Source organism: Limnohabitans sp. (genome assembly GCF_034680285.1).
Taxonomy (GTDB): domain Bacteria; phylum Pseudomonadota; class Gammaproteobacteria; order Burkholderiales; family Burkholderiaceae_C; genus Limnohabitans_A.
Genome location: NZ_JAXITC010000006.1, coordinates 141,075 through 161,687, shown reverse-complemented (window position 1 = coordinate 161,687; position 20,613 = coordinate 141,075). Strand labels below are relative to the sequence as shown.

18 protein-coding genes and 1 pseudogene are annotated in these 20,613 nt (G+C 61.1%); 7 read left to right on the top strand and 12 right to left on the bottom strand.

All coding sequences use genetic code 11. The features are described 5' to 3' along the window. The 5 genes and pseudogenes from SWE17_RS07270 to SWE17_RS07250 form a co-directional block, all read right to left on the bottom strand. Positions 1–162, bottom strand: a pseudogene (locus SWE17_RS07270) (sulfate adenylyltransferase small subunit); the annotation flags it as partial. Between the two features lie 152 nt (positions 163–314). Beyond that, positions 315–1,070, bottom strand: a complete 756-nt coding sequence (locus SWE17_RS07265) for a phosphoadenylyl-sulfate reductase (protein ID WP_322992441.1) — start codon at positions 1,068–1,070, stop codon at positions 315–317. Continuing rightward, on the bottom strand, positions 1,070–1,447 hold the full coding sequence (locus SWE17_RS07260; protein WP_322992440.1) for a DUF934 domain-containing protein: 378 nt from the start codon (positions 1,445–1,447) through the stop codon (positions 1,070–1,072). Before SWE17_RS07260 ends, SWE17_RS07265 begins: the two co-directional genes overlap by 1 nt. Before the next feature lie 84 nt (positions 1,448–1,531). Continuing rightward, positions 1,532–3,340, bottom strand: coding sequence for a nitrite/sulfite reductase (locus SWE17_RS07255; protein WP_322992439.1), 1,809 nt, complete (start codon positions 3,338–3,340; stop codon positions 1,532–1,534). 19 nt (positions 3,341–3,359) lie between these two features. After that, positions 3,360–4,151 carry a sulfite exporter TauE/SafE family protein gene (locus tag SWE17_RS07250; RefSeq protein ID WP_322992438.1) on the bottom strand — a complete coding sequence of 264 codons (792 nt, stop codon included), beginning with the start codon at positions 4,149–4,151 and terminating at the stop codon, positions 3,360–3,362. A 187-nt stretch (positions 4,152–4,338) separates the two neighbouring features. On the opposite strand from SWE17_RS07250, the gene SWE17_RS07245 reads away from it, so the two are divergent. Beyond that, positions 4,339–5,538 (top strand): ABC transporter substrate-binding protein, encoded by a 1,200-nt coding sequence (locus SWE17_RS07245; protein WP_322992437.1) that lies wholly within the window; start codon positions 4,339–4,341, stop codon positions 5,536–5,538. Positions 5,539–5,564: 26 nt separating this feature from the next. Here the strand turns inward: SWE17_RS07245 and SWE17_RS07240 are convergent, their stop codons facing one another. From SWE17_RS07240 to SWE17_RS07230, 3 genes are all read right to left on the bottom strand, one after another. Beyond that, on the bottom strand, positions 5,565–7,169 hold the full coding sequence (locus SWE17_RS07240; RefSeq protein WP_322992436.1) for an FMN-binding glutamate synthase family protein: 1,605 nt from the start codon (positions 7,167–7,169) through the stop codon (positions 5,565–5,567). Positions 7,170–7,252: 83 nt separating this feature from the next. After that, a complete protein-coding gene (locus SWE17_RS07235) occupies positions 7,253–8,458 on the bottom strand; it encodes an FAD-dependent oxidoreductase (RefSeq protein ID WP_322992435.1) in 1,206 nt (401 codons plus the stop codon). 23 nt (positions 8,459–8,481) lie between these two features. Continuing rightward, positions 8,482–8,754, bottom strand: a complete 273-nt coding sequence (locus SWE17_RS07230; RefSeq protein WP_322992434.1) for an oxidative damage protection protein — start codon at positions 8,752–8,754, stop codon at positions 8,482–8,484. Positions 8,755–8,967: 213 nt separating this feature from the next. Here SWE17_RS07230 and SWE17_RS07225 point away from each other — a divergent pair, with 213 nt between their 5' ends. Together SWE17_RS07225 and SWE17_RS07220 are read left to right on the top strand one after the other, a co-directional pair. Beyond that, entirely contained in the window at positions 8,968–9,744 is a 777-nt protein-coding gene (locus SWE17_RS07225) for a ferredoxin--NADP reductase (protein ID WP_322992433.1), read from the top strand. A gap of 84 nt (positions 9,745–9,828) precedes the next feature. Beyond that, on the top strand, positions 9,829–10,329 hold the full coding sequence (locus SWE17_RS07220; RefSeq protein ID WP_322992432.1) for a disulfide bond formation protein B: 501 nt from the start codon (positions 9,829–9,831) through the stop codon (positions 10,327–10,329). On the opposite strand, the gene SWE17_RS07215 is transcribed toward SWE17_RS07220, so the two are convergent. Further along, positions 10,314–10,790 carry an Lrp/AsnC family transcriptional regulator gene (locus tag SWE17_RS07215; RefSeq protein WP_322992431.1) on the bottom strand — a complete coding sequence of 159 codons (477 nt, stop codon included), beginning with the start codon at positions 10,788–10,790 and terminating at the stop codon, positions 10,314–10,316. The genes SWE17_RS07220 and SWE17_RS07215 overlap by 16 nt on opposite strands. Before the next feature lie 60 nt (positions 10,791–10,850). Here SWE17_RS07215 and SWE17_RS07210 point away from each other — a divergent pair, with 60 nt between their 5' ends. Together SWE17_RS07210 and SWE17_RS07205 are read left to right on the top strand one after the other, a co-directional pair. Then, the gene (locus tag SWE17_RS07210; protein WP_322992430.1) at positions 10,851–11,591 is read left to right on the top strand and encodes an aspartate/glutamate racemase family protein; all 741 of its coding nucleotides are present in this window, start codon (positions 10,851–10,853) and stop codon (positions 11,589–11,591) included. A gap of 8 nt (positions 11,592–11,599) precedes the next feature. Further along, positions 11,600–12,448: a class II glutamine amidotransferase gene (locus SWE17_RS07205; protein ID WP_322992429.1), complete on the top strand. Its 849-nt coding sequence runs from the start codon at positions 11,600–11,602 to the stop codon at positions 12,446–12,448. Here SWE17_RS07205 and argA read toward each other — a convergent pair. Continuing rightward, entirely contained in the window at positions 12,435–13,781 is a 1,347-nt protein-coding gene (argA, locus tag SWE17_RS07200) for an amino-acid N-acetyltransferase (RefSeq protein ID WP_322992428.1), read from the bottom strand. The genes SWE17_RS07205 and argA overlap by 14 nt on opposite strands. Before the next feature lie 102 nt (positions 13,782–13,883). Here argA and hrpA point away from each other — a divergent pair, with 102 nt between their 5' ends. Continuing rightward, entirely contained in the window at positions 13,884–17,807 is a 3,924-nt protein-coding gene (gene hrpA / locus SWE17_RS07195; RefSeq protein WP_322992427.1) for an ATP-dependent RNA helicase HrpA, read from the top strand. Positions 17,808–17,917: 110 nt separating this feature from the next. Here hrpA and SWE17_RS07190 read toward each other — a convergent pair whose 3' ends face one another. Both SWE17_RS07190 and SWE17_RS07185 read right to left on the bottom strand, forming a co-directional pair. Beyond that, the gene (locus SWE17_RS07190; RefSeq protein WP_322992426.1) at positions 17,918–18,469 is read right to left on the bottom strand and encodes a hypothetical protein; all 552 of its coding nucleotides are present in this window, start codon (positions 18,467–18,469) and stop codon (positions 17,918–17,920) included. Between the two features lie 82 nt (positions 18,470–18,551). Further along, on the bottom strand, positions 18,552–19,103 hold the full coding sequence (locus SWE17_RS07185; protein ID WP_322992425.1) for a DUF1003 domain-containing protein: 552 nt from the start codon (positions 19,101–19,103) through the stop codon (positions 18,552–18,554). 142 nt (positions 19,104–19,245) lie between these two features. Here SWE17_RS07185 and SWE17_RS07180 point away from each other — a divergent pair, with 142 nt between their 5' ends. Next, complete coding sequence (locus SWE17_RS07180; protein ID WP_322992424.1) at positions 19,246–20,469, top strand: MFS transporter; 1,224 nt, start codon at positions 19,246–19,248, stop codon at positions 20,467–20,469. The last annotated feature ends 144 nt before the right edge of the window (positions 20,470–20,613 follow it).

Here is a 20,613-nt window from a genome sequence, read left to right as displayed (position 1 = left end):
GCACTTGAGCATGACCAGCGAGTCCTTGCCGCCCGAAAACAGCAGGGTGGGGCGCTCGAAAGCGGCGGCGACTTCGCGCAGGATGAAGATGGTTTCTTCTTCCAGCGCGTCCAGGTGGCTGTTGCTCAGGGTGTGCAACTCGGTTTGTGTCATGGCGGTCATTCGGTTCTCTCGTATCTCAATGTGGTCAAGGTGCCTGAAGTCAAGTCCGGGCACGCTTGGTGTGATGTGTGGGGCAAGGCGGGTGACGATTTGTGACGCGAAGCGGCTTATGAGGAGCCCGGCTTGCCCCACGCATCACAGTTCAGCAAGGGTCAAGACTTGACGTGCAAGCCACACTCCTTGGCCGCCTCGTCCTCCCACCACCAGCGCCCGGCGCGGAACTCCTCGCCCAGGCTGATGGCCCGTGTGCAGGGCGCGCAGCCAATGCTCGGGAAAAACTGGTCGTGCAGCGGGTTGTAGTCCACCTGGTTCGTGGCGATGTAGTGCCAGACATCGCCCCAGGTCCAGCTGGCCAGAGGGTTGAACTTGTACAGACCTTTGGTGGCCACTTCGCTCTCGTCAAGCAAAGGCACCTCGGCACGGGCCGCAGATTGCTCTTGGCGCAGACCGGTGATCCAGGCTTTTTGGCCTTTCAAGGCGCGGGCCAGTGGCTCCATCTTGCGCACGCCACAGCAGGCTTTGCGCAGTTCCATCGACTTGTACATCGCATCCTGGCCTTGGTCGCGCACGAACTGGATCACCGACTCTTGCACCGGGCGAAAAATATGGATGGGCGCACGCGAATGCGCTTGGGTGCGCTCCAGCAGGGCTAAAGTTTCGGTGTGCAGCGCGCCGGTTTCCAGAACGAACACCGGGATGTCCAATTGCAGGCTGTTGATGAGGTGGGTGATCACCACATCTTCTGCACCCAAGCTGGAGGCCTGGGTCACGGGGGCTAACTCGGCCGCAGCGCGGCGCAGCATCGCCTGGGTCTCGGTCAGTTTGGTGGCAAAGTCAGGGCTGGCTTTGGCATTTTGCTCGGTGGCTTTGACCGGGGCGCTGCGCGAAGAAATCAGGCTCGAAGTCATCAGGCGGCCTTGGCAAATTGCGGTTGCGTCTCCACGGCCGAGCCTTGGTAGAAACCGGCATAGCGGTCCAGCTGGCGCTGTGCTGCGCTGGCATCCACGCCCTCTTTGAGCACGGCCACGTCAAAGCCGGTGCGTTGCATTTGCACCAGCTGGTCGATCAGTACATCGCCCGTGGCGCGCAGCTCGCCCGCAAAGCGCAGGCGGCGGCGCAGCAAAAAGGCTTGGCTGTAAGCGCGGCCATCGGTGAAGGCCGGGAACTGCAGGTCGATGCGGGTGACGCCGTTCAGGTCGAGCGTGCGTGGGTCCACGTCGTTGGCCAGCTCCAAGACGCCGGTTTTGTTGGCAGCTTGGTGTTCTTGTGAGGTAATGATGTTCATGGTCGTTTTTTTCTGCTGTAGGAGCGGCGCCCTCGCCGCGATTGGCTGTTCATCGCCGCGAGGGCGCGGCTCCTACAAGGGACTTCAGGATGTGGCTTCCTCGACTGGATGGCGCGCGGCATTGGCAGCGGCCTTGAATGGGTCTTGACCCACACGACGCACCGTCTCGATGAAGGCTTCTTGTTTGCCGTCCGAGGTGGCAGCGCGCAACTCTTTGTAGGTGTTCAAAATCGCTTCGATCACATCCGGCACTTCGAACGAAGAGAAGGACGGACCGACCACTTTGCCGGGTGTGGCTGCGCCGGACAGGTCTTTGCCGTCCGAGCCGCCCAGCGTGACCTGGTACCACTCTTTGCCATCTTTATCGACCCCCAAAATGCCGATATGGCCCGAGTGGTGGTGACCGCAGGAGTTGATGCAGCCGCTGATGTGGAAGTCGATGTGACCCAGGTCTTCCAGCTCGTCCAGGTCTTGGTAGCGCTCGGTGATCGCGCTGGCCGTGGGGATGGAGCGGGCATTGGCCAGCGCGCAGTAGTCACCGCCGGGGCAGGCGATCATGTCGGTCAAAAGACCGATGTTGGGTTGGGCCACGCCCAGGGCCTGGGCTTCGCGCCACAGCGCGTGCAGCTGGTCCAAGCGCACCCAAGGCAGCAGCAGGTTTTGGGTGTGCGAGACACGGGCTTCGCCTGCGGAATACTTCTCCACCAAGGCCGCAGCGGCATCGAGCTGATCGGCTGTGGCGTCCCCCGGGGCGTAGCCCGGGCGTTTGAAGGACAGCGACACGGCGCGCAGCTGCGGGTTGCGGTGTGCTCGCACGTTGCGCGAGAGCCAGCGGGCAAAGGCAGGTGTCTTGGCCGCTTCGATGCTGAGCGCTGCTTCGGCTTGGGCCAGCCACTCGCTGGTGTTTTCGGGCAGGTTCAGCGCAGGGTCCACAAACCCTGCTTTCACGCGGTCGAGTTCGGCCTGCGGCAGGGTGTGCGGTGCGCCGTCGCGTTCCAAAATTTCGCGGAACTCGGTCTCGACTTCATCAAAGTAGCGCTGGCCTTCGGCCTTGACCAAAATTTTGATGCGGGCTTTGTACTTGTTGTCGCGGCGGCCCCAGCGGTTGTAGACACGCACCACGGCTTCGAGGTAATTCATGATGTCTTGCCATGGCAAGAACTCGCGGATGACCACGCCGTTGACGGGTGTGCGGCCCATGCCGCCACCCACCAAGACCTTGAAGCCGACTTCGCCTGCGGCGTTTTTGATCACTTGCAGGCCCACGTCGTGCCAGCCAATGGCGGCGCGGTCTTCGGTGGCACCCGTGATGGCGATCTTGAACTTGCGCGGCAAGTGCGCAAACTCAGGGTGCAGCGTGCTCCACTGGCGGATCAGCTCGGCATACGGCCGGGGATCCACCACTTCGTCGACGGCCACACCTGCCAGCTCGTCGGTGGTGGTGTTGCGGATGCAGTTGCCGCTGGTCTGGATGCCGTGCATGTTCACGGTGGCCAGCAGATCCATCACGTCGGCCGATTTGTCCAGTGGAATCCAGTTGAACTGCACGTTCTGGCGCGTGGTGAAGTGGCCGTAATTGGTCGTCAGCTTGGGGGCCAGGCCCGCAATTTTGTCTTGGGTGGCTTGGGCTTCGGCCAGCAAGGCGGCGTCGGGCGTGTCGTAGTCGCGGGCGATTTGGGCCAGTACTTTGATCTGGGCCGCGTTGATCTCGCCATAGGGTACGGCCACACGCAGCATGGGGGCGTAGCGCTGCACATACCAGCCGTTTTGCAGGCGCAAGGGGCGAAACTGGTCTTCGGTCAATTGACCCGTCTGCCAACGACCCAGCTGGTCGCGGAACTCTGCAGCGCGGGCGCGCACAAAGGCTTTGTCGAATTCGGTGTACTGGTACATAGAGGCAAGAAGAGAAAGATCAGATCAAAACGAGCTTGGTGCCTGCCCATGCCAGCAGCACGGACAGCAGTGAGCGGATCACGCGGTCAGGCGTGTGGTGTGTCAGGCGCGCGCCCAGCCAGATGCCGGGCAGCGAGCCCGCCAGCAGCTTGGCCAGCAGTGGCCAGTCCACCGAACCGAGCGACGCATGGCCCAAGCCCGCCACCAAAGTCAGCGGCACGGCATAAGCGATGTCCGCCGCCACGATGCGCGGCAGGGGCAAAAGCGGGTAAAGCAAAAGCAGTAGGGTCACGCCAATGGCCCCCGCGCCGACCGAGGTGAGCGTGACCAAAGTACCGATCAGCGCACCAAACAGCACCGGTAGGCTCCAGTGGCGAGGGGTGCTGGCGCGGGCTTCGTCGGCGGCGTCCAGGTGGCGGGGTAGTTGTTTGCCCCGCACGGCTTTGAAGAGCATGGCGGCAGCGGTGAGCAGCAGCGCCACGCCCAGCGTGGTCGTCATCAGCGACTGCACTTGGGAGGAGGCTGGACCCACCCAGTGCAAAAAGCCCAAAGTCACCAGACAAGCGGGAATGCTGCCCGCACTGAGCAAACCCACCACGCGCCAAGGCACGATGCGCTGGCGTGCAAAGCTGATGGTGCCGCCCAGCTTGGTGAAGGCCGCAAACAGCAGGTCGGTGCCCACCGCCATATAAGGCTTCACGCCAAAGAAAAAGATCAAGAGCGGCGTCATCAGCGAACCGCCGCCCACCCCCGTCAGGCCCACGATGGTGCCCACGAAGAAACCTGCAAAGACATAAGCCAAATCAACCATGGCGGCGACTTTAAGGTGGTCTTATGCCAAAACAAACGATTTTTTAGTTGGGTATATATTCCTATTGCTTATAAGTTGGATGTTTCAAGTCGAATTTCAATCAGTAGCTTGAGTTTGGCCTTTTCTGAGACAAGCTGAAAGTCGGCTGTTAAAGTCGCTTTTTTAGTATTTACCCTAGGACGCCCCGATGAAACGCCTGATTGCCACCGGCCTTTTGAGCGCAGCCGCTGCCAGCACCGTGCTGGCCCAGACCCCCATCAAGATCGGTGAGATCAACAGTTATTCCGCCATTCCTCAGTTCACCCAGCCCTACAAACAAGGCTGGCAACTGGCTGTCGAGGAAATCAATGCCCAGGGCGGCCTTCTTGGCCGCAAGGTCGAAGTCATCGCCCGCGACGATGCAGGCAAGCCCGATGAAGCGCTGCGCCACGCCATTGAATTGACGTTCAAAGAGAAAGTGGACGTTCTGGCGGGTGGCTTTTTGTCGAACATCGGTCTGGCGCTGGCCGACCACGCCCAGAAAAACAAGCGCCTTTTTGTGGCCAGCGAGCCTTTGACCGATGCCATCGTTTGGGAAAAAGGCAACCGCTACACCTTCCGCCTGCGACCCAGCACCTACATGCAAGCGGCCATGCTGGTCGAAGAAGCGGCCAAGCTGCCTGCCAAGCGCTGGGCCACGATCGCACCCAACTACGAATATGGCCAAAGCGCGGTTGCCAGCTTCAAAGAGTTGCTCAAGGGCAAGCGCCCCGATGTGGAGTTCGTGAGCGAGCAGTGGCCTGCACAGGGCAAGATCGACGCTGGCAGCACGCTGACTGCGACCATGGCCAGCAAGCCCGACGCCATCTTCAACGTCACCTTTGGCGCGGACCTGGCCAAGCTGGTGCGCGAAGGCAACCAGCGCAACGTCTTCCCCAAGACCCCTGTGGTGTCGCTGCTGTCGGGCGAGCCCGAGTACCTGGAAGTCCTGAAAGACGAAACGCCCAAGGGCTGGATCGTGACCGGCTACCCCTGGGACCAGCTCGACAACAAAGAGCACGCCAGCTTTGCCGCCAACTACTACAAGAAGTTCAACGAGAACCCCAAGGTGGGCTCGGTCGTGGGTTACGCCACCATGCAGTCGATCTTTGCCGGCATCAAAAAAGCCGGCAGTGTGGACAACGAAAAATTGGTCATCGCCATGCGTGGCCTCAAATTCAACACCCCTTTTGGCCCCGCCGAATACCGCGCCATTGACCAGCAGTCCACCATGGGGGCTTATGTGGGCAAGCTCGACCAAAGGGGCGGCAAGGGAACCATGGTGCAGTGGCGCTATGCCGATGGCAAGAGCTACTTGCCGACCGACGCTTATGTGAAAGCCCGTCGTCCAGCTGAAGCGATGAAATGAAACGAGAGGGTTGGCGTCACCTTCTCTCAGTGGCTGACCAAGCCCCAATGCTCGGCTGAGCTCGCTGTCCAGAACTCCGCAAAAGGACTGGGCAGCACTGGGGCAGCAGGGTCGGTGGCCAACAACTGACCGTGTGTGAGGCTGACCGTGCTGTCGGCCAAGGACTTGGCGTGACCGTGGGCATGCCGCACCATCAGGTGGTGCGGGGTGATGTCACCGGGTTGGTGGAGGCCCGCCGCACCCACCAAGTCGGCCAGCGCATGCAGCGTGTTGGCATGGAAGTAAAACACCCGTTCGGCCTTGTCGGTGACCACGATGGCGCGTTGTCGAACCGGGTCTTGCGTGGCCACGCCAGTGGGGCAATGGTCGGTGTGGCAGCTGCGCGACTGGATGCAGCCCAGCGCAAACATGAACCCCCGGCCCGAATTGCACCAGTCAGCGCCCAAGGCCAAAGAACGCGCGATGTCGAAAGCCGAGATCACCTTACCCGAGGCGCCAATCTTGATGCGGTCGCGCAAACCTGCGCCCACCAAGCTGTTGTGCACCAAGCGAAGCCCGTCGCGCAGCGGCATGCCCACATGGTCGGCAAACTCGATGGGTGCAGCCCCGGTGCCTCCTTCCGCGCCATCCACCACCACAAAGTCGGGTGTCAGGCCAGTGACCAGCATGGCTTTGACCATTGAAAACCATTCGGCCGGTTGGCCCACACACAGTTTGATGCCCACGGGTTTTCCGCTCGACAGTTCGCGCAATCGGGCAACAAAGTTCAGCAATTCGATGGGGCTTGAAAAAGCCGAGTGCCTCGCTGGGGAGACGCAGTCTTGGCCCATGGGCACGCCACGCGCATCGGCGATCTCTTGGCTTACCTTCGCCTTGGGCAGCACCCCGCCATGGCCGGGTTTGGCCCCTTGAGACAGTTTGACCTCGATCATCTTGACCTGGGGCGACAGCGCCTGCAACGCAAAACGCTCCGGGTCAAAGTGCCCGTCCGGCGTGCGGCAGCCAAAGTAGCCGGAAGCGATTTGCCAGATCAGGTCGCCGCCGTGCTCACGGTGGTGCACCGAGATGCTGCCTTCGCCTGTGTCATGGGCAAAGCCGCCCATGGCTGCACCCCGATTGAGCGCTTTGATGGCGTTGGGCGACAGAGCCCCAAAGCTCATGCCCGAGATGTTGAGTAAGGACAAGTCATAGGGCTGGGCACATTGCCCCTCGCCAACCCGAACCCGGAAAGTGGCAGGGTCGGGCTGAACGGGTTGCAAGGAATGTGCGATCCATTCGGTGCCCGTGGCATACATGTCCTTGATGCTGCCAAACCCCCGTTTGTCGTTTTGGACCTTGGAGCGGGCATAGACCATGGCCCGTTGGTTGCGCGAAAACGGCAGCTTTTCTTCGTCGTCTTCCAAAAAGTATTGCCGCAGTTCGGGGCGGATGTATTCCAGCGCGTAGCGCAGACGCCCCGTTAGCGGGTAGTTACGGCGAACGGCTTGTTTGGTTTGCTGGAAGTCGATCCAGCCCAAAACAAACAACAGACCCAATCCGGCGCTGGCCCATCCGGACAGCGGCCAGACCACCAAGGCCGCGGGTGCGGTGACCAGCCAAGGCAGATAGCGGGACAAGGATTGACGGGCCATGAATCAAGCACCTCACAAAACATCCAGCACCGAAGGGCGCTGAAACACACCCATCGTAGTTGGAAATGTTGAATTTGTTGAATTTAAGTGCGGACGTAGCGTTCGGCTGTCAAATGCTTGACCAACTCCGGCGGCAAGGGCAAGTCTTGGTTTTCGAGCCAAGTGGCGACCAGTTCACCGCAAAGCACGGCCAGACTGATGCCGCGGGCGCCCATGCCCGTGCTGATCCAAAGTCCAGGCAGCCTTTGGCTGTCGACGGGGCCGACCGCAGGCAAGCGGTTGGGCAGGGTGCAGCGCAGACCCGCCCAGCCGTGGATCCGATCGGGCTGAAACTGCCTCTTCATCGCTTCGCCCAGATCGGGCAGCAGCGTCGCCAAACGGACTTGGTTGGCGGCGTGGTCTTCGGTGCGCACGGGGGCTTGTTCGCAGTTGCGCTCGAACGTCGAGCCAATGTACCAAGCCATGGGCCCATCGGGCGAGGGCACCCCGCTGATGAAACTGCCGTGACCATTGACAGGAAAAGGGGGCAGCTTGTTGGGATTGGGGCTTGGGGACGCGGCCAAGGCGTCGGCCCGAAGATCTGATTCGAGCTCAGACATGATTCCCCAGCTCACTTGTCCCCGCAAGGGGTTCAGTGGCACCGCAAATCCAGGTTGGTTTTGCAGCAAGGCCAGGCTGTCAAAGGCACTGGCCACCACCAGCAAGGGCGCTTGGCCCAACACTTCCCCTTGCGCATTGAGCGCGGTCCAAGCTTCACCGTTCTTGGCGAGGGCGCTCACTTTCCGACCCCAGTGCACTTGCACGCCGGGCGTGTTGAGTTGCGCAGTCACCAGTTGCTGGGGCCTGATCCAGCCTGCCTGCCCATGCCACAGCGCCGGGGTGTCTGGCGGCAAACCCGCGGCAGCAATTTGAGCCGCACTCGCTGGGGTGCTTGTGTCACTCGGGGTGGCCGTGGGCAAGCGGCGCTTACCGCCGATGTTGTGCTCCAAAACCCCGCTCAAGGCCCAATCGGTCCCGCTTTGCAGAAGCGCTCCAGCCCGCTGCAGTGTCGCTTGCACACCTGCACGGGTGATGCGCGAGAGCACGTTGTCGTCTGGAGAAACATGAGGGGCGGCCAGCCCGGCGGGCAGTCCCGATGCGCCATAGCCCACCCCTTCGCCTTGGTCCAGAACGGTCACAGCCCAACCTCGTGTGGCCAGGCTGTGCGCCACGGCCGAACCCGATAAGCCCGCGCCGATGACCAGCGCTTGGCGAGGGCCAGCCCAGCCGCGGTCGAGGTCAGTGTGCAATGAAAGCGAAATCCAGGGGGAAATCAGTTGCTGGGGGGCACGTAGCCTTGGGCTGCGTCGGCGCCATCGCCAAAGAAGTGGTTTTCCATTTGGCGAGCCAGGTACTGGCGGGCGCGCAGGTCGGCCAAGTTCAGGCGGTTTTCATTGACCAACATGGTCTGGTGCTTGAGCCAATCTGCCCAAGCTTGCTTGCTCACGCCTTCCCAGATGCGTTTGCCCAAATCGCCCGGGTAGGGGGGGAAATCCAGACCTTCTGCTTCTTTACCGAGTTTGATGCATTGAACGGTGCGTGCCATGGTGTTGTCTTGCCTTGATGTATCTTAAGAAGCGCTGGTTATACGGATATAAAATTTCAGTATTTCCAGTTGTGAACGAATCACACGAAAATGTGGGCTGTCTTGAGGTCAGCAACGCGATTTCGTGGTCTTGTAGGCTGCAACTGTATCAAGCTTTCAGCATCCCCCATGGGCTTTGGGTCTCTTGATCCGGCCACAACACCCGTCAAAAACATGAGTGCTTTTCTCGAAGAACGTGTTCTCAGCGTCCACCACTGGACCGATCGCCTGTTCAGCTTCACCACCACCCGCGACCAAGCCCTGCGCTTTTCGAACGGGCACTTCACCATGATCGGCTTGCGTGGCGAGAACGGCAAACCGCTGCTGCGTGCCTATTCGATTGCCAGCGCCAACTACGAAGAGCACCTGGAATTTTTGAGCATCAAGGTGCCCGACGGCCCGCTGACTTCCAAGCTGCAACACATTCAGGTGGGAGACACCATCGTGGTGGGCCGCAAACCCACGGGCACTTTGCTGTGTGACTACCTGTTGCCCGGCAAACACCTGTACCTCATGGCCACGGGCACGGGGTTGGCCCCTTACATGAGCATCATCCGCGACCCCGAAACCTACGAGCGCTTTGAAAAAGTGATCCTGGTGCATGGCGTGCGCCAGGTCAACGAGTTGGCTTACCACGACTACATCACCCAAGAACTGCCCGCCAACGAGTTTCTGGGCGAGATGGTGACAAAGCAGTTGCTTTATTACCCCACCGTGACCCGCGAGCCTTACAAAAACCAAGGGCGCCTGACCGACTTGATCGAAAACGGCAAGCTCTTTGCTGACTTGGGCCTGCCCCCGCTCAATCCCGCGGACGACCGCATCATGATCTGTGGCAGCCCCGCCATGCTCAAAGACCTCAAGCGCATTTGTGAAGAGCACGGCCTGAAAGAGGGCAACACGAGCACACCAGGCGCTTTTGTCATTGAACGGGCCTTTGCCGAGTCCTGATTGGGCTGGGGCTTTGTGACAAGCCTCACCAAAGATCGTTGATCACGGGCGCAAAATGCGCCCGTTGTCTTTTGAAAACCGACCATGAACCTGACTTCCATCACCCCCCATCGCCTCTTGGCCTTGATTGCCGTGTCGGGCATTGGCATGCTGGCTTTTGGCCTGTATTTGCAGCACGTCGTGGGTCTGAACCCTTGCCCCATGTGCATCGTGCAGCGCTACGCATTGATCGGCGTGGTGTTGGTGGCGGCTGTAGGCTGGCGTTTGCGCGGCTGGGGCCTGGCGGCGTCGGGTGTATTGCTGGCGCTGGTGTCGGGTTTTGGCGGCTTTACCGCTGCGCGCCAAAGCTGGCTGCAGTGGTATCCCCCTGAGATCGTGACCTGCGGCCGTGACTTCTACGGCATGGTCGAGAACTTCCCCATCAACCGCGCCATCCCCATGATCTTCAAGGGCAGCGGCGACTGCACCAAGATCGACTGGACCTTTTTGGGCGGCTCCATCGCCAATTGGTCATTTGTGTGCTTTGTGGCGTTTGGCCTTTTGGGCCTGTGGGTGGCCCTGAAGTCGCGTCAGCCAGCGGCGTAATTGAGCGGCACCGCCGTGGTGTATTTCAGCTCCTCCATGGCAAAACTCGAACTCACATCCGACAGCGGCACCTGCTGAATCAGCTGTTTGTACACCTGGTCGTAGGCCGCAATATCGGGCACCACCACCCGCAGCAGGTAGTCCACATCACCGCTCATGCGGTAAACCTCGACGATTTCCGGGATGGCCTGCACCGTGGCCCGAAACTTCTCTAGCCAAGGCAGGTCGTGGTCACGCGTGCGCACCGCCACAAACACCGTTACCCCCAGATTCACCTTTTGCCGGTCCACCAAGGCCACCTGCTGAGAGATCACGCCCAGCTCCTTGAGCCGCTGAATCCGACGCCAGCAAGGCGTGGGCGTCAGGTGCACGGCTGCGGCCAGTTCGTTGATCGGCAAGTCGCTGCTCTTTTGGAGTAACTCCAGCAATTTTCGATCTATTGCATCTAATTTCTGTTTCATGACCTGATTGTAGAAAATTATTCCAAAAATAGGCCGTTTCCTACGCTATTTTGAAACTTCATGCTGACCATTTGGTGGCAAACTTTGATGCTCATTTTGTGCAAGGTTGACATGAAAAAAATCGGTTTGATCGGGGGCATGAGCTGGGAGTCCACGGCGCTTTACTACCAGCACATCAACCGCGAAGTGGCCAAGCGCCATGGCGGACTGCGCTCGGCGCGGGTGCACCTCATCAGCTTGGACTTTCAGGAAATTGCCGATCTGCAAAAGCAGGGCGATTGGCCCCGCATGACCGAGATATTGCAAACGGCAGCGCGCCAACTCGAAAGCAGCGGCGCCGAGGTCTTGCTCATTTGTACCAACACCATGCACCGCATCGCGCAGGAAGTGCAATCGGTGACGGCCTTGCCCTTGCTGCACATTGCCGACGTGACCGCCGACGCGATTTTGGCGGTAGGCCTGAACAAGGTGGGCCTGCTCGGCACCCGTTTCACCATGGAGCAGGCCTTCATGCGCGACCGCTTGGCGGCACGCGGCATCGAGTGCGTGGTGCCCGACGAGCCCGGTCGCGTCGAGGTGCATCGGGTCATTTTTGAAGAACTGTGCCGGGGCGTGGTGCGGGACGATTCACGCCAGAAACTCATCGCCTCGGTGCGTGAGCTGGCGGCCCAAGGCGTGCAGGGCGTGATTTTGGACTGTACCGAGTTGACCATGATCTTGCAGCCCGGCGACCTTGGCTTGCCCCTCTTTGACACCACCGAACTGCACGCCATGGCCGCCGTTGATTTCTCACTGTCCTGAGGTCCACCATGTGCCAGCTGATGGGCATGAGCTGCAACAACCGCGCAGCCACCACGTTTTCATTCACCGGGTTTTCTGCCCGGGGCGGGCGCACCTCGGACCACGTCGATGGCTGGGGCATTGCGTTTTACGACGGCCACGGTTGCCGGGTTTTTCAGGACGACCAACCGGCCAGCGAGTCTCCACTGGCGGAATACGTGCGCAGCCACCCGATCAAATCCCGCGTGGTGGTGGCGCATGTGCGCAAAGCCACCCAAGGCGATGTGCAAGCGGCCAACTGCCATCCTTTTCAGCGCGAATGGCTGGGGCGCACTTGGGTGTTTGCCCACAACGGGGACCTCGGCCGCTTTGAAGCGCCGATGACCTGCCAAGACATGCCCGTGGGCACCACCGACAGCGAGCGTGCGTTTTGCGCCCTCATGAGCCGCTTGCGTTTGCACTTCAAAGATTGGCAACACCCCCCGGAGTGGCCAGAGCTGGCCCCGGTGCTGGCCAGCATCGCGGGCGATCTGGCCCAACACGGCAACTTCAACATGTTGCTGAGCGACGGCCACGCGCTTTATGTGCACTGCTCGACCCACCTGCACCAGCTCACCCGGCACCACCCGTTCCCCAAGGCGCAGCTGGTGGACTGCGACATGAGCTTGGATTTGGGGCCGCTCAACGCCGAAGGCGACGTCATGAGTTTGCTGGCCACCGAACCGTTGACCGTTGATGAACCCTGGCAAGCCCTGCGCACAGGTGAGTTTCGGGTTTATGTGGACGGCCAAGAGGTCTGGCGCCATCTGAACCCGCAAACGCAAGCCTTTGCTGCGGCCGAGCGCTTGGCGCTCACGAGCAGCGTCAGAGCTTCTTGACCAACACCTGGCTCTTGCGGTCCCAGTTGTACTTGCGTTTGCGCGCTTCTGGCAGCCAGTCGGGGTCTTGTTGCACAAAGCCGCGCTTGATGAACCAGTGCATGGTGCGGGTGGTGAGCACGAAGATGCTTTTGAGGCCCATGGCGCGGGCGCGTTGCTCGATGCGCTTGAGCACCTTTTCGCCATCGCCTTGGCCTTGCGACTGGGGCGACACGGTGAGCGCCGCCATCTCGGCCGTTTTGGCTTCGGGGTAGGGGTAAAGCGCCGCGCAGGCAAAGATCACGCCGTCGTGGTCGATGATGGTGTAGTGGTCGATATCGCGTTCGATCTCGGTGCGGTCGCGCTTGACCAATGTGCCGTCTTTCTCAAAGGGCTCGATCAGCTGCAAGATGCCGCCCACATCGTCCGAGGTGGCTTCGCGCAGTTCTTCGAGTTTTTCATCGATCACCATGGTGCCGATGCCGTCGTGCACATACACCTCGAGCAGCAAAGCGCCGTCGACCGCAAAGGGCAGGATGTGCGAGCGTTCCACACCCTCTTCGCAAGCTTTCACGCAGTGCTGCAAATAAAAGCCAATGTCGGTCGGCTCGGTCGGCGTAGGGAGCGATGCCAGCAGTTGTTTGGCAGCGGCCAAGGGCAGCTCGGTGTCGATGGGGTTGTCCTCGCTGGCTGGGGCGTGCGGCTCGATGCGGATGCCCGGCACCTCGGTCACAAAAATTAATTTGTCAGCCTGCAACTCGGTGGCCACGCTGGTGGCCACTTCTTCCATGGCCAAATTAAAGGCTTCGCCAGTGGGCGAAAAACCAAAGGGCGAGAGCAGCACCATCGCACCCATGTCCAGCGTGCGAATGATGCCGTCCACGTCCACCTTGCGCACCAGCCCCGAGTGGATGAAATCCACGCCGTCCACAATGCCCACGGGCCGTGCGGTGATGAAGTTGCCCGAAATCACCCGCACCGTAGAGCCCGCCATCGGGGTGTTGGGCAGCCCCTGGCTGAAGGCGGCTTCGATCTCGTAACGCAGTTGGCCCGCCGCCTCTTGGGCGCAGTCCAAGGCCACGCTGTCGGTGATGCGGATGCCCTGTGAATACTTGGGCGTGTGGCCTTTGGCGGCCAGTTGCTCATTGACCTGCGGGCGAAAGCCGTGCACCAGCACGATCTTGACGCCCATGCTTTGGATCAGCGCCAAATCTTGCGCGAGGTGCTGCAGCTTGCCCGCCGCGATCGCCTCGCCCGCGATGCCGACCACAAAGGTCTTGCCCCGGTGCATGTGGATGTAAGGCGCCACCGACCGGAACCAGGGCACGAAGGTGAAGTTGAAAACTGTGGACATGGGCGGCGAAGGTGCGGTGAAAGGGCTGCGAAAGTGGCAGGGTGCGCGGGACTGGGATAATCCCCCGCTGTTCTTGCCTTGATTTTCACAGAAGTTTCCGCCTTGTCTGACACCCCCCTCCAAATCGAGTTCCCCGAAGGCCTGCCCGTCTCGGCCCGCCGTGACGAAATCATGGCCGCCATGGACCAGCACCAGGTCATCATCGTCTGCGGCGAAACAGGTTCGGGCAAAACCACGCAGCTGCCCAAAATCGCGCTGGCGCTGGGGCGCGGCAAGCTGAACGCCAAGCCGGGCGAACGCGCCCGCATGATCGGCCACACCCAGCCCCGGCGCATTGCCGCCAGCTCGGTGGCCAAGCGCATTGCCGAAGAACTCAAAACACCCCTGGGCGAGGTGGTGGGTTTCAAGGTGCGGTTTCAGGATCGATTGAGCAAAAACGCCTCGGTCAAGCTCATGACCGACGGCATCTTGTTGGCCGAAACCCAGACCGACCCGCTGCTGCAAGCCTACGACACCATCATCATCGACGAGGCGCACGAACGCAGCCTGAACATCGACTTCTTGCTGGGCTACCTGCGCCAGATCTTGCCGCGCAGGCCAGACCTCAAGATCGTGGTCACCTCGGCCACCATCGACGCCGACCGTTTTGCCAAACACTTTGCCTCACGCAACGGCCCGGCCCCGGTCATCATGGTGTCCGGCCGCACCTTTCCGGTGGAGCAGCGCTACCGCCCGTTTGAAGAGTCGCGTGACTACGGCCTCAACGAAGCCATGGCCGATGCGATGGATGAACTCTGGCAGGGCGGGGCAGGGGGCGACATCCTGATCTTTTTGCCCGGCGAGCGCGAAATCCGCGAAGCCGCCGACCACCTGCGCAAGCACCTGGCGCACCAGCCGCTCACACGCAACGCCGAAGTGCTGCCGCTGTTTGCCCGCCTGTCGCAGGCCGAGCAAGACCAGATTTTTGAGGCCTCGAATGGCCGCCGCATCGTGCTGGCCACCAACGTGGCCGAAACGTCCCTGACGGTGCCCGGTATCCGTTATGTCATCGACGCAGGCACGGCAAGGGTCAAGCGTTACAGCCTGCGCAGCAAGGTCGAGCAGCTGATGGTCGAGCCCATCAGCCAGGCGGCGGCCAACCAGCGTGCGGGCCGTTGCGGCCGCGTGGCCAACGGCATTTGCATCCGCCTGTACGACGACAAAGACTTTGCGGGCCGCCCGCGCTTCACCGACCCGGAAATTTTGCGCTCGTCCTTGGCGGGCGTGATCTTGCGCATGAAGTCGCTGCACCTGGGTGTGGTCGAAGACTTCCCGTTCATCGAAGCACCGTCCAAACGGGCCATCACCGATGGCTACCAACTGCTGGCCGAGTTGGGCGCAGTAGACGACGACAACGAACTCACCCCCATCGGCAAAGAGCTGGCCCGACTGCCGCTGGACCCGCGTGTAGGTCGCATGATTTTGGAGGCCCGTGGCCGCGAAGCGCTGGAAGAAGTGCTGGTCATCGCCAGCGCCATGAGCGTGCAGGACGTGCGCGACCGGCCCATGGACGCTCAGGCCCAAGCCGACCAGCAACACGCCAAGTTCGACGACGACAAAAGCGAGTTCACCGGCTACCTGAAGTTGTGGAAATGGATCCACGACGCCCGTGGCGGCTCCTCCAAATCAATTGGGGTCAGATCCCAATTAAACGCGCCTGCGCAAGAAGCGCCGCAGCACAAACTCAGCAACCGCCAATACGAGCAGCTGCTGCGTCAGAACTTCATCAACATCCGGCGCGTGCGCGAGTGGCGTGACACGCACACCCAGCTGCTCACGGTGGTGACCGAGCACAAGTGGCGCATCAACACGCAGCCTGCAAGCTACGAGCAGCTGCACCTGTCCATGCTGGCGGGTCTGCTGGGCAATGTGGGTTACAAGCTCGAAGACGAAGAAGCTTATCTGGGCGCACGCGGCATCAAGTTCCACAAACACCCTGGCGCGCACCTGAGCAAAAAGCCGGGCCGCTGGATCGTGGTGGCCGAACTGGTCGAAACCACGCGCCTGTTTGGCCGGGGCATTGCGGCCATCGAGCCGCAGTGGCTGGAGCAAGTCGGCGCGCACCTGCTGCGCAAACAAGTGCTCGACCCGCATTGGGAAAAGAAATCGGCCGAAGTGGTGGCGCTGGAGCGGGCCACGCTTTACGGCTTGGTGGTTTACAGCGGGCGGCGCACGGCCTACAGCCGGGTGGACCTGCACGGCGCACGCGAGATTTTCATCCGCGAAGCCCTGGTGGGCGACCAGTGGGAGACCAAGCTGCCGTTTTTGGCGGCCAACCACAAGATGATCGCCAAGGTCGAAGAGCTGGAGCACAAGTCGCGCCGCCAAGACGTGCTGGTGGACGACGAACTGATCTATGCCTTTTACGACCAGCAGATTCCGCCCGAGGTGTGCAGCGGCCGCCTGCTCGAAGATTGGTACCGCCACGAGAGCGCCAAGCAACCGCGCCTGTTGCTGCTGACCCGAGAAGAGCTGATGCGGCACGAAGCGGCAGGCATCACGACGCAGGCCTTCCCCAAACACATCCGCTTGGGCGGCACCGACTGCCAGGCCACCTATCTGCACGAGCCCGGCGACGCCCGCGACGGCGTGACGGTAACTGTGCCCTTGTTTGTGCTGAACCAAGTCAGCGAAGACCGGTGCGAATGGCTAGTGCCCGGCCTGCTCAAAGACAAAATCCAGGCCCTGCTCAAAAGCCTGCCGCAGCGCCCGCGCAGCCGCTTTGTGCCGCTGCCCGAATCGGCTACGCGCTTGGCTGCCGAGCTGTCTGCGCCCGAGCTGTTTGGTGCCGGGTCGCTGACTGATGTGCTGCTCAAAAAAGCCCGCGACGAAACCAGTTTGGACATCAAGCGGACCGACTTCAAACACGAGATGCTCAGCCCGCATTTGTTCATGAACCTGCTGGTGGTGGACGAGCACGGGCGCCAGCTGGGCATGGGCCGCAACTTGGGCGCACTCAAAGGCGAGCTGGGTGCCAAAGCGCGTGGCGCGTTTCAGGCGCTGGCGCAGCTCAAAGTGGCGGCAGCGCCAACGCCGATCCCCGATCAGGCATCGGCCCAAGCCCCAACGATCACAGTCAACGCCAGCCGCAACAACGCCGCCCCGGCCAAAGCCGCCGCAGCGCCCAAGCCCCTGGCCCCCCAGCGCTACACCGCCTGGACCTTTGGCGAGCTGCCCGAGCTGATGGAAATCAGCAAAGGCGGCCAGACCCTGATCGGCTTCCCCGCGCTGGTGGACATGCAAGACGCTGTGACCATCGAAGTGTTTGACGAGCCTGACGTGGCCGCCACCAAGAACCGCGCGGGCCTGCGCCGCCTGTTTGCGCTGCAGATCAAAGACGCGCTCAAATACCTTGAGAAAAACATCCCTGACCTGCAAAAAATGGCCGTGGCCTACATGCCGCTGGGCACGGCCGACGAGCTGAAAACCCAGATCATCGACGTGGCGCTGGACCGCGCCTTCTTGCTTGACCCGCTGCCCAATGACGAGCTCACCTTCAAGCGCCGCATCGAAGAAGGCCGGGGCCGCTTGACTCTGATTGCCAACGAAGTGGCCCGGCTGGCGGGCACCATCTTGCTGGAGTTTGGCGCGGCCACCCGCAAGATCAAAGACACCAAAAACGCCCCCGACGCCACTGCAGACTGCACCCAGCAACTCCAACGCCTGATGCCCAAAAACTTCATGGCCGCGACGCCGTGGCCGCAGTTGCAGCACTGCGCCCGTTACCTCAAGGCCGTCACACTGCGCCTGGACAAATACCGCGCCGACCCCGCCCGCGACGCCCAGCGCCTGACCGAGCTGAAACCGCAAGAGCAGCGCTACTGGCGCTTGGTGGCCGAACGCAAAGGCGCACAAGACGCCCGCATGCTGGAGTTCCGCTGGTTACTGGAGGAGCTGCGCGTGAGCTTTTTCGCGCAAGAGCTGCGCACTCCGCAGCCGGTCAGCATCAAGCGGCTGGAGAAGGCTTGGGGGCAGTTGAATCATTGAGGGTTCATTTCACCCCCGGGGCCTAACCACTTTGGCAGAAGGCACCCGAAAGTGCCTTCTGCCATGATTTAAACGGCGCCCTCAGGCGCCGTTGCTAAGTTCGCAATAACTTAATGCTTGCCGAACTTGCCTTTGGCCGCTGTCACGCACCTGGCTTTGGCATCGCCCGCGAGGGCGTCGCATTTTTCATGGGCGACCTTGTAATCGGCTTCTGTCTTTTCTGAGGCGGCGTCTTTTTTGGCATCGCCAATTTCTTGGCCCATCTTGGCATCGGCCAAGGCTTTCGTTTCGGTGGCTTTGGCTTCTTGAACGCACACGTCTTTGCCGTTGCCTGCCAGGTCGTCGCAGCGCTCTTTGGCCACTTCGTACGCGGCCTTGGCTTTCACCACGGCGACTTTGTTGCGATCAGCGGCTTTGCCTGTGTAGCTGAATTCCAGTTCGGCCAGGGCCACTTTTTCTTTGGCTTTGGCTTCTTCCTGGAAAATGTCTTTGGCGTTGCCTTTTTGGACTTTGCAGGCTGCTTTGTCTGTTTTGTAATCCGCGCTGATGCGGGTTTTGCTGGCCTTGAATTCGGCTTTGTTCATGGTTTTTGCAAAGGCCGCCGACAAGGGCAGCAGGCTGGCACACACGATGGCGGCAGCGAGGGTTTTGAGGTTTTGCATGTGGGGTTCTCTGTGTGAATAACGAGAACCCATTGACACACGAACTGCCCGTGGGCGTCAGTGCATCAACGCACCGATGCACTCAAGGCCGAGCGTGGGCCTGGGCCGTCAACACCCGCACTTGTGCGGTGAGCTCCCGCACTGCTTGGGTCAGGCTCAAAAATTCTTGCTCTTTCAAGATGTCGATTTTGTTGTGCAGGAGTTCGATTTCTAATTCTGCTTTCACATTGATTTCGTAATCGATTTGCGCATGCCTGCGGTCCAGCTCTGACTGCCGGTTCTGGCTCATCATGATGGCGGGTGCCGTGTAGGCCGCCTGAAACGACAGCAGCAAGTTGAGCAGGATGAAGGGGTAAGGGTCCCAGGCGTTGTCCCCCACCAGCACGTTGCCCGTGATCCAAATGGCGATGGCCGAGCTTTGCAAAACAATGAAGCGCCAAGACCCAATGGTCGCCGCCACGCTGTCTGCCAATCGCTGGCCCCGCGTCAGAGGCCGAGCAGCCATGTGCTCAGGGATGAGGGTCGGAGCGATGGCCATTTGCTGTCGATGGGCTCTGCGCAGCTGCCGCAGCAGCGCCAACTGTTGCATTTCTTCGACAGATGGCTTGGCGACGGGGTGGGGTGGGTGTTGCATGAGACCTCCAAGGCTTGCACTTCAGGGTAACAGGCGTGTCATCCTCGGCGGCAACCATGCGCTCTGAGGGCAGTGCGGTGCCGCACTGTGGACACGGGTTTTGTCTTTGTCCTTGTACGATGTGCAAAACCTCAAGGCATTTATGACGTTTCCACTTTCCGCATCTTTCAAGCGATTGGCTTGGTCAAATCTGCTGGCCCAATCGGCGGAGCAGCTGAGCTTGGCGGCTGTGCCGATCGTGGCCGTGCTCTTGCTCAAGGCCGGGCCGGGCGAGATCGGCTTGCTCGCGTCCATCCAGTCCTTGCCTTTCTTGTTGCTGGCCATGCCCTTGGGGCTGCTGGCTGACCGCACATCGCGCACGCGCCTCATGGCTTTGGCCGAAACGCTGCGGGCTTTGGCCTTGTTGCTGCTGTTGGGTTTGATCGTCGCGGGTCAGGTCTCGATTCCGGCTTTGGCAGTGCTGGGTTTCATGGCCGCGGTGGGTACCGTGGCGTTCAGTGTGGCTGCGCCTTCTTTGGTGCCTGCCTTGGTGCCGGTCGATGCCTTGGCCCAAGCCAATGGGCGGCTGGAGTTGGCTCGCAGTGCGGCGTTTGCCGCAGGCCCGGCCTTGGCAGGTGCCTTGATTGCATGGACGGGCGCTTCTGCAGCGTTTGTGCTGTCGGGCATGTTGTCTGTGATGGCGGTCTTGTGCTTGCGCGGCATCACCGAACCCACCCGGGCCGCCATGCCCGACAGGCACCCTTTGCTGGAATTGCAAGACGGGGCCAAGTGGGTGTGGCGCAGCGACTATTTACGCCCCATGATGTTTTGCTCCATCGTCTGGAATATTTCTTGGTTCATGCTCCAAGCCGCCTACGTGCCTTACGCCATCAACGATTTAGGCTTGGACGCAAGCGGCGTGGGCGTGACTTTGGCTTGTTATGGCGTGGGCATGATCGTGGGGGCTTTGCTGGCGCCCCGAGTGGTGGGGCTGCTGCCGTTTGGGCAGGCCACTTTGCTGGGGCCTTATTTCTCGGTGCTGGCGGCCCTGACGATGGCGTTGACGCTGTTTTGGCCCCACGGTTGGTTGGCAGCACTCTCGTATTTCTTATTTGGCGCGGGCCCCATCATCTGGACCATCACGTCGACCACTTTGCGACAAACGGTGACGCCTCGCGCCATGATCGGGCGTGTGACGTCCATCAACATTGTGGTGACCACAGGCGCGCGACCTTTGGGTGCAGCCTTGGGTGGCGTGGTGGGGGTGAGCTTTCCGGTCTCCGTCAGTTTTTGGTGTGTGGTGGCCGGATTTTTCCTGCAGGCAGCCCTCATCACCGCCTCAAAACTGCGCACCTTGAAGCGTTTGCCCGATCCTTTGCCCGACTGAGCACAGTTCTCCGAAGACCCATCGCGGCGAGGGCGCCGCTCCTACAGGGAGTTGATCTGCGCTTGCTTGGATTGAGTTTGATGTGGGAGCCCCGCCCTCGGGGCGATCGCCAGTGCTGTGCGCAAGCCCATCGCGGCGAGTGCG